General features: G+C 60.4%; 19 protein-coding genes and 1 pseudogene. All 20 read right to left on the reverse strand.

Annotated features, from left to right (window positions below):
* Window positions 1-2: 2 nt before the first annotated feature.
* On the reverse strand, window positions 3-2,678 hold the full coding sequence (locus ACO77H_RS08310) for a phage tail tape measure protein (protein WP_432755250.1): 2,676 nt from the start codon (window positions 2,676-2,678) through the stop codon (window positions 3-5).
* Window positions 2,668-2,787, reverse strand: coding sequence for a GpE family phage tail protein (locus ACO77H_RS08315; protein ID WP_029293885.1), 120 nt, complete (start codon window positions 2,785-2,787; stop codon window positions 2,668-2,670). Before ACO77H_RS08315 ends, ACO77H_RS08310 begins: the two co-directional genes overlap by 11 nt.
* Window positions 2,788-2,795: 8 nt before the next feature.
* Window positions 2,796-3,131 (reverse strand): phage tail assembly protein, encoded by a 336-nt coding sequence (locus ACO77H_RS08320; RefSeq protein ID WP_128592877.1) that lies wholly within the window; start codon window positions 3,129-3,131, stop codon window positions 2,796-2,798.
* Window positions 3,132-3,182: 51 nt separating this feature from the next.
* Entirely contained in the window at window positions 3,183-3,698 is a 516-nt protein-coding gene (locus ACO77H_RS08325) for a phage major tail tube protein (RefSeq protein ID WP_432755251.1), read from the reverse strand.
* A gap of 58 nt (window positions 3,699-3,756) precedes the next feature.
* Window positions 3,757-4,932 carry a phage tail sheath protein gene (locus ACO77H_RS08330; protein ID WP_432755252.1) on the reverse strand — a complete coding sequence of 392 codons (1,176 nt, stop codon included), beginning with the start codon at window positions 4,930-4,932 and terminating at the stop codon, window positions 3,757-3,759.
* Between the two features lie 91 nt (window positions 4,933-5,023).
* Window positions 5,024-5,629 carry a phage tail assembly chaperone gene (locus tag ACO77H_RS08335; protein WP_432755253.1) on the reverse strand — a complete coding sequence of 202 codons (606 nt, stop codon included), beginning with the start codon at window positions 5,627-5,629 and terminating at the stop codon, window positions 5,024-5,026.
* A gap of 1 nt (window position 5,630) precedes the next feature.
* The gene (locus tag ACO77H_RS08340; protein ID WP_432755254.1) at window positions 5,631-7,310 is read right to left on the reverse strand and encodes a phage tail protein; all 1,680 of its coding nucleotides are present in this window, start codon (window positions 7,308-7,310) and stop codon (window positions 5,631-5,633) included.
* Window positions 7,307-7,924: a phage tail protein I gene (locus ACO77H_RS08345; protein ID WP_432755255.1), complete on the reverse strand. Its 618-nt coding sequence runs from the start codon at window positions 7,922-7,924 to the stop codon at window positions 7,307-7,309. The genes ACO77H_RS08340 and ACO77H_RS08345 overlap by 4 nt, the downstream gene beginning before the upstream one ends.
* Entirely contained in the window at window positions 7,924-8,835 is a 912-nt protein-coding gene (locus ACO77H_RS08350) for a baseplate assembly protein (RefSeq protein WP_432755256.1), read from the reverse strand. Before ACO77H_RS08350 ends, ACO77H_RS08345 begins: the two co-directional genes overlap by 1 nt.
* Window positions 8,832-9,176, reverse strand: a complete 345-nt coding sequence (locus ACO77H_RS08355; RefSeq protein ID WP_432755257.1) for a GPW/gp25 family protein — start codon at window positions 9,174-9,176, stop codon at window positions 8,832-8,834. The genes ACO77H_RS08350 and ACO77H_RS08355 overlap by 4 nt, the downstream gene beginning before the upstream one ends.
* On the reverse strand, window positions 9,173-9,745 hold the full coding sequence (locus ACO77H_RS08360; RefSeq protein WP_432755258.1) for a phage baseplate assembly protein V: 573 nt from the start codon (window positions 9,743-9,745) through the stop codon (window positions 9,173-9,175). The genes ACO77H_RS08355 and ACO77H_RS08360 overlap by 4 nt, the downstream gene beginning before the upstream one ends.
* A 61-nt stretch (window positions 9,746-9,806) precedes the next feature.
* Window positions 9,807-10,265 carry a phage virion morphogenesis protein gene (locus tag ACO77H_RS08365; protein WP_432755259.1) on the reverse strand — a complete coding sequence of 153 codons (459 nt, stop codon included), beginning with the start codon at window positions 10,263-10,265 and terminating at the stop codon, window positions 9,807-9,809.
* Window positions 10,255-10,737 (reverse strand): phage tail protein, encoded by a 483-nt coding sequence (locus tag ACO77H_RS08370; protein ID WP_432755260.1) that lies wholly within the window; start codon window positions 10,735-10,737, stop codon window positions 10,255-10,257. Before ACO77H_RS08370 ends, ACO77H_RS08365 begins: the two co-directional genes overlap by 11 nt.
* Window positions 10,734-10,919 (reverse strand): annotated as a pseudogene (gene lysC / locus ACO77H_RS08375) (Rz1-like lysis system protein LysC); the annotation flags it as partial. The pseudogene lysC and the gene ACO77H_RS08370, both read right to left, overlap by 4 nt.
* Window positions 10,834-11,277, reverse strand: coding sequence for an Rz-like lysis system protein LysB (gene lysB / locus ACO77H_RS08380; protein ID WP_432755261.1), 444 nt, complete (start codon window positions 11,275-11,277; stop codon window positions 10,834-10,836). The pseudogene lysC and the gene lysB, both read right to left, overlap by 86 nt.
* The gene (locus ACO77H_RS08385; RefSeq protein ID WP_128592886.1) at window positions 11,274-11,477 is read right to left on the reverse strand and encodes a hypothetical protein; all 204 of its coding nucleotides are present in this window, start codon (window positions 11,475-11,477) and stop codon (window positions 11,274-11,276) included. The genes lysB and ACO77H_RS08385 overlap by 4 nt, the downstream gene beginning before the upstream one ends.
* Window positions 11,474-12,316 (reverse strand): N-acetylmuramidase domain-containing protein, encoded by an 843-nt coding sequence (locus tag ACO77H_RS08390; RefSeq protein ID WP_432755262.1) that lies wholly within the window; start codon window positions 12,314-12,316, stop codon window positions 11,474-11,476. Before ACO77H_RS08390 ends, ACO77H_RS08385 begins: the two co-directional genes overlap by 4 nt.
* On the reverse strand, window positions 12,313-12,636 hold the full coding sequence (locus tag ACO77H_RS08395) for a phage holin, lambda family (RefSeq protein ID WP_170043373.1): 324 nt from the start codon (window positions 12,634-12,636) through the stop codon (window positions 12,313-12,315). Before ACO77H_RS08395 ends, ACO77H_RS08390 begins: the two co-directional genes overlap by 4 nt.
* Window positions 12,637-12,681: 45 nt before the next feature.
* Window positions 12,682-12,894, reverse strand: coding sequence for a tail protein X (locus ACO77H_RS08400; RefSeq protein ID WP_198849215.1), 213 nt, complete (start codon window positions 12,892-12,894; stop codon window positions 12,682-12,684).
* Window positions 12,894-13,355, reverse strand: coding sequence for a head completion/stabilization protein (locus tag ACO77H_RS08405; RefSeq protein WP_432755263.1), 462 nt, complete (start codon window positions 13,353-13,355; stop codon window positions 12,894-12,896). Before ACO77H_RS08405 ends, ACO77H_RS08400 begins: the two co-directional genes overlap by 1 nt.
* Window positions 13,356-13,404 lie beyond the last annotated feature (49 nt).

The raw sequence follows: 13,404 nt of genomic DNA on the forward strand, positions 1-13,404 counted from the left end.
GATTATTCCAAGTCTTTTAACTGGCTGCGTTGACGTACTTCTTTAGCTCTCAGTATCCGATCAACCTGTTTTGCTACTTCCCGAGCGATGGTGCCTTCATCCATGCCTGGTGCCGCGTGAACATGGATGGTCACTTCTGCCGGGGCGGACATTGTGGTTGTCGCAGTCGAGGCAGCAAGGGGCGGTCGGTCATCTACGGCCAACGCCGGCATAGCGGTGGCGCTCAGGGCCAGCGTGCCGGCGGCTGTCAGTTGCTTGCCCATGCTGCTCAGTGCGTTGAGCGGGCCTTTCTGGCCGCCCTCCAGGCCTTTGGTCAACCCAGCCATGGTGAACCCGCCCAACTCGGCGAACACCCGCGACGGGCTGTGAATACCGAGCTTTTCCTTGAACCAACCAATGCTGGCGTCGCCGATTGAGCTGATGGCGGTCTTGACGCTGCCCAGCCCAGCCATCAGTCCGTTGACCAGGCCATTGACAATCATGTTGCCGAACTCGGTAAAGCGGCTGGGCAGATCCACGCCCAGGTAACTCAGCACCCCGGCGAAGGCCTGGTAAATCAGGCCGATGGGGCTGAAGTTGGCCAGGGTGTTGATGATGCCGACGATCCCACCGCTGAAGCCGGCTTTGATCTCGGTCCAGGCGTTGGCGAAGTAGTTCTTCACCGCGTCCCAGTTGGTGTAGATCAGGTAGGCGCCGGCAGCCAGGGCGGCGACCACGGCGGCGATGACCAGGACAATCGGGTTTGCTGCCAGCCCCCACAGCGCAATCCCTACGGTGCGAAGGGCGGTTAAAAGCGCACCGCCCATGGTTGTGGCGAGCAGGCGTATGCCCTGGGTGAACATCGGAAATACGTTGCGAGCAAGTCCAGTCAGCGTGGGGAACAGCCCCTTCACCATTTTGGAGACGCCACCGCCCTGGATGCCAAACATGGTCATGCCATAGCGCAGCATGGCAAATGGTCCCAACAGACTCGCCATGGTCAATGCCAGGCCCCCGAAGCTGAACGCCAGGACCGCCACAAGGCCCACTACCTTAACTAGACCACCAGCCAACTTCGGGTTTTCTCGTGCCCAGGTCCCGACGCTGTTGGCGATGTCGCCCAGCGTTTTAATCAGGTCTTTCAAGTCGGGCGCGACGGCCGCGCCGAATTCGGCCAAGGCGTTGGTAAAACTGCCCTCTGCGGCTTCCATCACGTTGGTCAGGGTACCCAGCTGTTCATTCACGCGGGTGCGTAGATTAGCCTGGGTTTGTAGTTGCTGCTGCACCTGCTGATACCCGGCCAGCCCTTTGTTCATCATGACGTTGAGGGTCGTGATGGTTTCCGCGTCGTCGCCAAACAGCTTTCCGATAACCGCTGTTCTGTCGACCTGATTCAGATCCTTGATCTTGTCGATTTGGGCGTAGAGGTTCTCCACGCCAGAGAAATTCCCTTCCTCATTGGTAAAGCTGAAGCTGATTTTCTGCCCTTTGTCGGCGAGCATTTTGTTGATGCTGTCGACGTTGCTTTTCTTCAGCGATGCCTGAAATATTTTTCGAAAGGCATTACCTGCTTTGCTCCCCTCGATACTGGCCTGATCCATCATGATCAGCAGTGGTGCCAGGCTTTTGGTTGCCTCCAAACCTGACTTGTTGATGATGTCCATCACGGGCGAAATGCTGCTGAAGCCGGCAAGCATGTTGGTCGGATCAACACCCGCGTAGAACCCTCGCTGGATGGTATCCATCAGGCTCATCATGTCTTTTTCAGTGGTGCGCGTAGCGTCCTGCATCTTGGCAGCGAACTCAGCGGCTTGAGTCGCTTCCATTTTCAGCAGGACGCCGAGGTAGGCGGCGGCTTCACCAGTACCGCCCAAGATATTTTTCGAACTCAGGCCCTGGCGGCGAAGCATGGTCATCATGTTTTGAAAGTCTGCCGTGGAACCGGGCAAAAGGTCGCCGAGCTTGGTGGCCTGCTCGGTGATCTTCTGGAAGTCCTCTGACACCTTGCCGGTGTCGCCCATCATGGACACTTTGAGCTGGGTGGCTGAGTCTTCATTGGGTGCAAAGGCCCTGACTGCCGCCATGATAGGCCGACTTGCCGCGTATCCCACACCCAATCCAGCAGCGCCATTGACTGCCAGGTTCCCGGCTGCTCTCTGGGTTTTCTCCATCTGGCTGCGGGCTGTCGCCGCTTGCTTATGCTGGGCGGCCAGCTCGCCCATTCGCTTGCCCTGCGCACTGATGCTGGCGTTGGTAGCGTTGATTTGCTCGCGCAGCTGGCGCTCGTGAGTGCCCAGGTTCTTGGTGCTGATACCCGCGTCATACAGTCGGGAGCGCAGCCCCTGGAGCTGCTCGCTCTGCTGCTGGTGCTGCTGTTTCAGCCGCTGGGCCTCGCGCAGGGCCGTTCGAAAGTCCTTCGCCATTGCCCTGGTCGGCACGCCGGTCGCGGCAAACTGCTGGCTGAGGGTTTTGACTTTGGTCTGGGCGGCACTCAACGCCTCGTTGGTCTGCTCGACAGCTGCACGCTGCGACCGCCAGGCGGTGACGTCTTTCTGCTGGGTGTTGAGTTCCTTCAGGCGGTCGCGGGCAGCCTTGAGCGCGCGAGCGGTCTCCAGGCTGCCGTTGTTGATTTGCTTCAGTGGGCGAGTGGCTTTGTCGATGGCACTGAGCAGCACCTGAAGTTTCAGATCATTTGCCATCGGTGGAACTCCGCACCCTGGCACGCTCGCGCCAGTCCATCAGGTCTTGCAGGCCCAACTGATCCATATCGGCCGGTGCCCAGTGAAAAACCACGGCTAGATCGGCCATGGCGTCCTCTACGCGACGAGGGATGCATCCGTCTTCGCCGACTTCTGCAACAAAAAACCGCTGATCTTGCTGCTGAGAGCGAGCAGATCGGCCGGGTCCATGCCGGAGACCTCAATGGCGGTGAGGGTTGGGCTGCTGATACGCGGTACGACCTTGATCAGGCTGGCGACGTCCATTTGCAGCAGTTCCACCAGGCTCACGCCGCGCAGCTCGCCCGAGCTGGGTTTGCGCAAGGTTATGCTGTCGATGGTGGTGACGCCGCGACGGATCGGGGAGTCGAGGACGACGGTGTTGTCGTCGGCCAGTGGCTGGAGGTCGGGTTGTTCGGTGGCGGCTGTTTTCATTGGAAAAGCTCCTGGTGATGAACGTATGGGATTGTCGATCGAGGGCGGGGATCAGACCCCGATGGCCTTGCGCTGTTTCTCCAGCATGTCCTTGCCACCTACGTTCTCGATGAAGTTGAGCAGGTCAATTTCGATGATTTCTTCGTTGTCGACCGTCAGCTTGTAGTAGGTGCAGGTGGTGGTGATGGCGTGTTCGGTGTCCTCGCCTGGCTGCGCGTCACCCATTTCGATGGTTTCGTGACGGCCGCGCACCACGATTTCCACCGCGCTGACTTCGCCGGTGTCGTCCTGCTCATAGGCGCCAGAAAATCGCAGCGCCACGCCCGAGGCGTTGACCGCGCCGAATTGTTTGAGGCTGATCAGATCGAGGCCACCGGTTTTCCATTCCAACTGGATGCCGTCATCGGAAAAGCCCAGGTCTGCCTTGACCGGGCCGTTCATGCCGCCGCCGCGATAGGCTTCCATCTTGCGGCCGAGGGCGGGCAGGGTGACGGACTTAACCAATCCACGGTAGATGTTGGCGTCGTTGAACAACATGAGGTTTTTGAGCTTATGGGGCAGGGCCATGGCGGTGTTCTCCGGGGGTATGGCACAGGGTTAACTCCCCTCGCGGGGGAGGCCCGGTTTAGCTGTTGATCTGGCTGGCGAACTGCATCAGGTAACGGTCGGTGATGCGCTGGCGAAGCGTGAGGTCTTCCAGGGGCGGCACTGGGGTGTAGTCGTAGTCGAGGGTCAGCTTGCCGGCCTTGAGGGTGTCCTTGTCGTTAATGTCTTCGGGGTACCAGCAACTGCCGCCGATCAGGTAGCCCTGGGCGATCCATTCGCGGAACTTGGCGTTAACGCCCTCGATGATGTCCCGCACCAGGGAGGCGTGCATGGGCTTGTCTACCGCCCACATGTGCGCCTCGGCCATGGTGTCGGCGAGGATCTGCGCGGTGCGGGTGTAGTTTTCAAAGGCGAACAGTGGATCGTCGCTGCACGTACGGCTGCCCCAGAATCGGAAGCCGCCCTCGTTGATCAGCGTGGTGACCTCATTGCTGTTGAGGTAGTTGGCATCGGTGGCCGGGTTTTGCAGATCCCAGAACACGTCGGCGCTGATACCGGTCACGCCATTGACGGCGACGTTGGAGATAGTCTTGTGCCAGCCGGTTTCCTGATCGATCTTGGCCCGCAGGCCCAGGGCACGCGCCACGGCCGAGGCAGTGACGGTCGCATTGGTGACGGTGCTCCAGTTCTGGAACTCCGGCCAGATCACCATCACTTCACGGGCGCCGAAGTTTTCGCGGTAGGCGACCACCTCTTCCTTGGTTTTGCAGCCCCAAGCACTGACGTAAGCGAAGGCGCGCAGGTCCTTGGCAATCGATACCAGCGCGGTGGCTACCGGCTGGCTGTCGAGGCCAGGCACGCCGAGAATGCGCGGCGTCATGCCCACGCGGGCCTTGGCTGCGAGCAGGGCTTTCATGCCGGTGTACTTGCCATCGGCGGTGGTGGTACCGATCAGGGCGCTGGTGGTGGCGGCTTCGTCCGCGCCTTCCTTGACCCGCACCACGATGGTGTAGGGCTTGGTCTGGTCGGCAATGGCTTGCAGGCTGGATGCCAGGGTGCCTTTGACGCCGGCTTTGGCGATGGCGCTTTGCACATTGGTCAGCAGTACCGGGGTGTCCAGCGGAAACATCAGGGGGTCTGCATCCTCAGCCGTGCAAACCAGGCCGATGACTGCGGTGGAGATGGTGCGAATGGGGCGGGTGCCGTCGTTGAGTTCGATGACCCGCACGCCGTGGAGATAGTCTGAACCGGCCATGGGTGGTTGCCTGCGTTGTGATGGAATGACAGTGCACAGGCTGCCGCGCGCGCGCCGGTTGGGCGAGCGCGCGGGCTTGTAGTCGCAACGCTTACAAGTTCTTGGCAGCGACCCAATCTGGTATTACTGGCCGGAATTGTCTGTCTGGAAAATGTTCCGCGACGGGCCAGGCTCGCAGGTCCAAGCGATAACGCTGCAACTGCTGATACTGTTCAGTTGTAAGCGTTGTAGCCTGTTGAAGCTCTAACTCGTCACGATGGCGCACAACCAAACCGTCAGTGTTTGCCAGCGATGAGTCGCGCCAAATACGCTCGCGCCGTTCAAGCTCTGCGTCACTGGGCGGAGGTGGAGCAACAGCAACAGGCTCTCCCTTTGAATTGGCTTGAATGACTTTACCTTGGGACTGTGCGACTAGGAGCGCCAGGTACTTGTCCTGGGGCAGGTCCCGCAGTTCGGCCTTCGGAGGCAGCGAGCATTTGGGGTTCGGCACTTCAATTAGGGGCGGAACCGCGTCAGGGTCGGGGACGCTAATCAGCGGGGGCTCTGCGTCTTTATCATCGTCACCAGGAACCCAATCGGGATCAGTAATCTGGATTTCTGGCTGCTTCCACTTGGGATCAACTACCAAGATAGTCCGGGGGCCGTGAACCTCATCGGTATAGAACCCGACACTTTTTGAGTGAAAATACGCGCTCATCTTAATAACCCTCCGCTTCTACGATAAGTGTCAGCCCGTACTGCGGATTTAACCCCCATTCATCTACGCGCAAATTGCACCCTGTGCGGGTCAGGTCGGCATACGCACATGAGACGGTTGCCGGCGAACCATTGGTATGGAGAAACGAAAGCTTCACTGAATCAGCTTGCTCTGCAAAGGCAACAGGCCATGTAACCGCACCCGCCCATGCCGTTGAGACATCACCGATATAGATGGAGACCCGCTGACGTAGTAAGCCGGTATCGGCGCATTTCCACCAGCCTGGAATACCCTTCTGGCAGGTGTTTTTCGGCAGGGTGGTTTGGGTGATGAAGTAAACCGGCTGTTCATCAAAAGCCCTCCGGAAGTACGGAAGGTTGATGTCGCCGCCCCATAATCCAGCCACGCTAATCGCATCGCGGGTCAGCTTTTGATTGAACTTTATATCTGACTGAGATACGGAGTAGACGTCGTAGATCCCATGCCCAACAGCTGTAGGCGGAAGCCCATCCAGATCGGAAAATGCGTGACGATGCACCCGGCGAGCAAGCTGCAAAATAGCGCCGGTCGAAGTCTGCATGACGTAAGGAAGGTCCGGGTTATCCGAAATCAACCCTGCGTGAGATATCCAATCGCTGACAACTCGCTGCGATAAACGAACATCTGTTTGCCCAATGGTGTAGGTATTGGACTTGTCTGCCTTCGTGTCAGGATTGAAGTTCGACGTCAGCCATAACGCACCGAGGTCAGTAACATCAACAGCGGCTTTTAACCCCTCCGCAGCCCAGGAAAGAGCGATGCGGTTTTCCGAACCGGCTGCAACAAAACCGGCTCGTGTTTCGGTCTTTGTAAAAACATCGCGGAGGTCATAGCCATCGCGTGTTGTTGGCTTGTCACTCAAGCTAGCGAAGGTGTGACCATGAGATGACAGTGACAGGTTGATTATATGGCCCGCAGAGCCATCAGGATTCTTGAACCTGAAGTACGGTAAGCCTGGATCTCCATTAACCACACCCGCCGCCAGTATGCCGTCTGCTCCAGCCCGCTGATCAAGCAGGTTATCGGTCTGGTCTTTGGTGTAAGCGTTTTTGATACCGAAACCGTCGAGCGTGGTTGGATTGCTTCCCGACACCACAATGCCCCGCGCGTTGATCGTAACTCGGTGATAAGTACCGGGCGTTTTATCCGCCGGCAGCACCTCACCAATCGAGCGGTCCACATAATCCCGAGTTGCTAGGACTACTGATGGATCAATCTTCAGCACGATGTTGGCCAGGCTGGAAACGATCAGGTTCATACGAATGATCTGAGTCCGACCCGATCCTTGGGCCAACAACGGCTTGAACGTCGGCGCGCAGTTGGCGACGGCCACCAGATCGCCGTCCTGGTCGTACAGACCGATTTCCCGAATCCAGAAACCACCGACGTTTTCCGGGATGACCTGTTCGGCAATGATGATGCCGGGGTTCTTCGGGTCGGGTTTGAGCTGGTTGAGCGGTGCACGGCGCCGCTCGTTGATCAGCTTGGTTTGCAGGCGGTCGGGGAATGGGTCGGTGCCGTTGGCATCACCCACGCCCATCTGTGCGAACGTCCAGGGGATGCCGAGGGCGTCCGCGTTCGCCTGTTTGGCCTCGCCGATGGCCGTAAGAATGGCTTGAAACTGGCTGTTCTGGTCGATCATGGGAGGATGTCCATCGTATCAATGTGATGTTCGCGACCGCCCAGGCGCAGGTAACCGCTGACTTCGATGTCGCGTTGGGTCGGTGGGTAAACGCTGAGTTCATCGCCTTCGCTGACGCAGGCGCCGATATAGAAACTGCCGGTGGTTTCCAGGCTGATGGCCAGGCCGGTGAGGTGGCGGCTGCGGGGTTTGGCGTCATCGATCAGGAAGGTCAGTTCCTGATACATCTCTTCGGTGATGCCGGTGTCTAGCACGCCGACCTTGAGTTTGAAGGTGCCCGGGATGCCGACCGGCACGTCCTGCCACCACTCGATAATCTCGATCAGATAGCCCAGGGGCTCGACCACGCGCCGCAGCGCGCCGATGGTGCCCTTGCGCGAATGGATGTAGTAAGCGGCACGGATGGCCGCGCGCTTGATGGACTCCGACCAGGTGCTGTCCCAGCGGTCGACGGAAAACGACCAGGCCAGATACGGCAACACCGCGAGCGGGCATAGGTCCGGGCTCCACAGCAGGCGAATGGGAATAGGCACCCGCTGGATCTGCGCCAGTGCGACGGCCGCGTCACGCTCTAACTGCGTCGAGTTGCTGGGTAGCAGGTGCTGGGCGCCCATCACTCCACCCCAACCGATAATTTAATGTCGGTGCAAAACGGCGCCTGGTAAGGCGTGGCGGCAATATCGACCCAGTTCTCCAGCTCGACCTTGCGCACGCCCTCGACGTGCAGCGCGGCGTGGATCGCTGATTCTGAGACTTCCATGCCCAACCGGCGGCGCTGGTGGACGTAGTGCTTCAGGCGTTGTTCGGCAGCCGCTCGGGCAGGCTCAGTTTCTGGCCCACTGGTTTTCAGGTAGAGCTTGGCTTTGACCTGGTAACGCAGGATCTGCGCGGCCTGGACGGTCAGGCGGTCGCCGACTGGGCGGCGGTCCTCATCGCTGAGATAGGCGTTCACAACGGCCAGCAACTCAGGCTCTGCGCTCCCATCGGCCAGCATGCCCTGGACCGTCACCACGACCACGGCCGGGGAAGGGCTTTCCGCTGTGGCATCGGCAACCCGCCCGTCAGCTGCGCGGGCGTGGAAGATGTAGCTGTTGCGCGGGCCTGCGGTGCTGAGGCCTTCCCAGGCCATCTGCGTGCGTTCGCGCAGGCTGTCGTCATCTTCCATGACCCGCGCCACGGGCGGGGATGCTGATGCATTGCCCTCCTGAATAACCAGGCGCTTGACGTTGAAGTTGGAGGCCAAGTTTTCCAGGTCGGAGCCCTTGGCAAAGGCCAGCATATTGGCGGTTGATGCTTCGTTGACCCGTTGGCGCCAGATCGTCTCGCGGTAAGCGTTCTCTTGCAGCAGCTTGGTCAGAGGCTCCGACTCTAGCTCAAGGCGCGCGGCGATTTTTGGCTGTTCCTCGACCGGCCACAGGCTGATGGCGTAGGCCTTGCGCTCGGCAAGGATCTGCTCGTAGTCGATCTGCTCGACGATCTGCGGCGCGGGTAACAGGCTGAGGTCGATGGCGGCGAACGTGTTCATACACTGGCCCCCAGTTGCAGCGGCAGGCTCATGCTCAACGGCTCATTGGAGTCCACCAGGGTGCAGTCCAGGTCCAGCACCGATTGGCCTTGCAGATTGGCGCCGAGGAACTGCACCCGGTTCAGGCTGATACGCGGTTCCCAGCGCATCAATGCCATGACTGCTGCCGCGTACACGCGCAGGCGGGTGGCATCGTTGAAGGGATGGTCCACCAACTCGGGCAGCAGGCTGCCGTATTCGCGGCGCATGACGCGGGTGCCGATGCGGGTGGTGAGGATGTCGGTAATCGCCTGGCTGATGAGGTCCAGATCGCCGATGGCGCCGCCGGTTTCTCGGTTCATTCAGGTTTCCCCGTCTTGCCGCTGCCTGGCATGACGCCGCCGTGCGGATGTTCCACCAGGCTGATACCAGCCGCGACCACGTCCTCGGTGACGGTCACGGTACCGGTGACGTTTTGGTTGCCGGTCTGGGTGTAGTCGCCGTGGTGCGTGATCGGGCCGACGATGTTGATGCCGCCTGTGCTGGTCAAGTTGGTGGTGCCACCTTCGGCCAGGGTGGCGTTGAGGTGGTGGGCGACGCTGTCGTAATCGATCACCGTGCCGTCGGCGTAGGTGCGACGGTGCAGGCCAGGGCGGTTGCCGTTGGCGGGAATGTGATCGCTGGGTAGGCCGGTGATGACGACGCCGTTGGCGAGTTGGCCGGACGGGCTGATCAGGATGACCTGTTCGTCGACGGTGGGCGGGTCCCACTCACGGTCGGCCCCCGCACGCAGGGCCAGCCAGGGCAGCCAGGCGGTTGTCAATTCGCCGGTCTTTACTTTCACGCGCGGGGGCACCATCTGGACTTCAGCGATGACGCCGAGGCGGATGAGGTTTTCGAGCATGCGGGAGAGGGCGGCGAAATTGTTCATGGCGCCGATGGTGGCGCCACGCGTGCGCGGGTGCAGCTTCGCTGCCTTGTAGGGAGGGGTTTTACAGTGTCAGGTGCGCAAGCAAGCTGTCACGGATCACATCAAGATCCGCCTCGGTGAATCCCAGCACTTCACGTTGTTCGTATTGCACGTCTGGAGCGCCACGCTCTGCGCGGTCCTTCAGCCCATACTGGTGAACCCTGGCAATTCGGGCGATTCGCCCGGTAAAGCCCACAGATATGGCGTTGCTGTCGCCTCGGGCCTTGAGGTAGGTGGCGTTCTTCAGCTTCTTGAACATTTCCAACTTGCGGCGGATATGCCCCTGCTTACCACGCAGATTGCGCTGTTTACGGGGGGCAAACTTGCTGCCGTCCGGGTTCTGCTGGGCAGTAACCCGTTTTTGTTGGCTGCGACGCAGGTCCTGGCCGATGCTGCGGGCCAGTTGATTGCGTGCCCCAGGCTCAAGCCGTTCCAGCAGCGTCGCTGCCCAGGTCTCGAGGGCTTCCAGATCATTTGCCATCTGGGACAAACCATTCGCTGGTGTTGCCCTGGGCGCCAGGCTTCCAGTTCGGGTCGAGGTAGCCCGCTACACGCTGCGGCTCGTTTGGGTGCTTGACGGTGGTGTGGCCCTGGTCATCTTGGCCGACGATCACTTTCTCTGTCAGCGGCAGGGTAATACTGAGGTCCACCAGGTCTTTATTGAGAATTTCGGCCTCAAATTGGAAGCCGTTCTTCACTTTATCGAGGTTGTCGAGCAGCTCGGATTGGTTGACGCTGAGCCAGCCCAACAGTGGGAGCATCACGCTATCAGGGTGTCCTGCGAACTCTGTGAGGATGATCTGCAGTTCGAAGCTGTACTCAAAAGAGAGGCTTGGCGCAGAGGTGCAGCGAACTTTGCCGTTGTTGATAAAGATCAGCAGCCGGTCAGGGTTGTGCTTGAATTCGGCGACGGTGGCCAGGAGGTGGGCGCGTAGGCTTTCAGGCTTGTTCATGGCGCTGCCTGCTGATGTTGGTAAACCATGTCGACCTGCGCCGCACAGTCGGCCCAGGCGGCTTCGACGCGGTCCTGGTCGGTGAGCTGGTCACCATTATTGCGTGGGCTGGTCGCCGGCAACTGGCACGGCACTACGGCCGGACAACCACTGACGATAAGCGTCGGCGCCGGTAAGGGCGGGGCGCTCTCGCAACCTGCGAGCAGCATCAGGCAAAGGCTGAGTAGCCCAGGTGCGTAGTTCGGCGTTTTCACGTTTCAGCTCCTCTATGGTTCGCTCGCGCTTTGCCAGGCCCTGGCGTAACTGATCCTGCTGAGTTCGCAGGGCACTTTGGGCGTCACGTTCCTGTTTTAGGGCGGTCTTGAGCGTGTTGGCGGTGGTCAGGTTGCGGTCGGCGTCTGCGCGGGCGGTCTTAGCCGCAGATTCTTCCCGTTCGGCTTTACCCACGGCGACGTTGATGCGCTGTTGCTGGCCCCAGATCAGCAGCGCCAGGGCACCGAGCAAGGCAATGCCGTACAGGGCCTGGCGCAGGGTGCTCATGCGCGGTACCAGCCGAGCTTATTCATGGCTTCGGTATCGAGTTGTTTAATAGGGCCGCGAACGATCACGGCCCTGGCACCGCTCATCAACTGAATGGCCTCGGCCAGCACTTGCATATCGTCCTGTTCGGTGGATTCCGGCACCACCAGCAGATCGCCGTCCTGCACTCGCAGTTTTTGCACCGCTTCGAAGTCGATCATGCGGCTACCCCTTGCCCGCAACCGCAGTCGGCGTGCCGTTCGTAGGCACGCTGTAGCTTCACGTCGTAGAGGTTTCGCTGATAGTCCGGACCGTTGTAGAGCTTGGCGAATTCGGCCCATTTGCGGGCTTTCAGCGCTTTTTGCAACACCGGGTCGGTTTCAATGAAGCGGGTGAAGGCGTCGAACTGTTGCGATTCGCTGGCACTCATGGCTGCCACGAAGTCCTGCACGCTGGTATAGCCCAGGCGCTGCCAGTGGAAGCCCATGATCTGGAAAGCCCCCCATGACGCAGATTCAAGGGCGGCGGTGTCATCGATCAGCCGGGCCATGGCCAGGCGCTGGTGTTCGGCGGTACCGCCGGAGTATCCGCCCGACTTTGGGTTTACCAGGGCGGGATTGACGGCGGCGAGCTGGTCGGCGTGGTGCTTGAGTTCGGCCGGGTCATCGCCGTCGTGCCGCACCTTGGCGAGCTGGCGGTACATGATGTGCCGTTCGAAAAGGATCACTGGCTTGCCGTTGTCGAAGAAGCCCTTGCCCTTGGATTCCACTTCGTTGATGGCGTAGATGCTTGCCAGCGGCACGCCGAGGCGTTCGGCGGCAGCGATCAGATCGTTGTTGCGCAGCAGCTTGGCGCAGTCACCGCCGGCCAGGCTGGTTTGGGTTTTTTCGCCGGCTACGCCATCAACGACCAGACCAACCTTGAGCTGATAGGCACGGACAGCGGTTTCGGTGCTGTCGCCATAACTGCCGTCCACATCCAGCTTGGCGCCGTGGCTGTTGAGATTCTTTTGCAGCGTGCGTACTGCCTGCGAGCGGTCGCCGTGTCGTAGGGTCGTCATAGCTGTTCTACCTTGCGGGTGAAAAACTTCTTGGCGACCGCGCGCGTGCCCTCCACGCCGAGCAAACCAATCACACCGCCGAAAAACGGCGCGGTGGTGGTTGGGATGCCGAGCAAGGCCAAGCCATGGCTGGCAGCCAGGGCCAAGGTGCCGCACAGCGGCGCCTCGATCAGCATGCGGCGCACCGTGCCGCCGCCGTACATGATCCTTAGGGCTGCGATGATCACGGCGAGGACTCCGGCGTAAAGAGTCGGCCAGTTCTGTTCGAGCCAGGCGGCGAGCCAGGCCCAGGTGTCGGGACGTTCAGGCATGCGCTTCATTCCGTTGTCCAGGGTTGGTGGGTTCAAGGTCCGGGTGCAGCTCAGTCAGTCCCATAGGTTCACCATTTGCCGCTGCGGGGCGCTGGTTTGGGCTTCGGGCATGTTGACGACAAAGCCTTGCGGCAGGATTGGGCCCTGGTCGGCCAGGCCGGGGTTGGCTTCAAGGACGGCCTCGGTGACGCCTGCGGTGCGGCCGTAGAAACGCCAGCACAGGGCGTCGACCGTGTCGTTTTGATTTGCACGGACCGCGACGGCCATCAGATCAACTCCACGGTGGTGCGGGTGCGACCAAGAAAGTCGCGCACAGCCCAACGCAGGTCGCGGCGGTAGTCGTCAATGGTGGGGGTGACTTCTTCGGCCTTCTGGCTGCCGGCATTCGTGGCGCTGTAATCGCGGTAACGCTCGCAGACTTCGGCGCCGGTAGCGGCTTCGATGGCACGGCGGTAGAGGTGGGCCTTTACCGACACGTAATTGATGCGATCACCGGGTACGTCGTCCAGCTTGGCGTGGCCGGCTGCTTGCTGGGCTTTCCGCCACTCGGCCAGCTCGCGGTTGAGGTTGATGGCGGCAGAAATCACGGCGGTTTCCAGTCGGGCCGGGGTGACGCTGTCGTTGATGCGCAGGGTGGCGCGCAAGTGGTCCAGGTCAATCGACGGCCAGAAGGGGTCGGTGTTGATATGACCGCCTGCGACAGGGCCGCTGGCTACAAATGCGCTCATGAACTGCACTCGAAAATAGGTCGCCGGTGGTCGGGGCTTCACGTTCAGG

This window comes from Pseudomonas sp. WMBT8, from assembly GCF_050916005.1.
Classification (GTDB): domain Bacteria; phylum Pseudomonadota; class Gammaproteobacteria; order Pseudomonadales; family Pseudomonadaceae; genus Aquipseudomonas.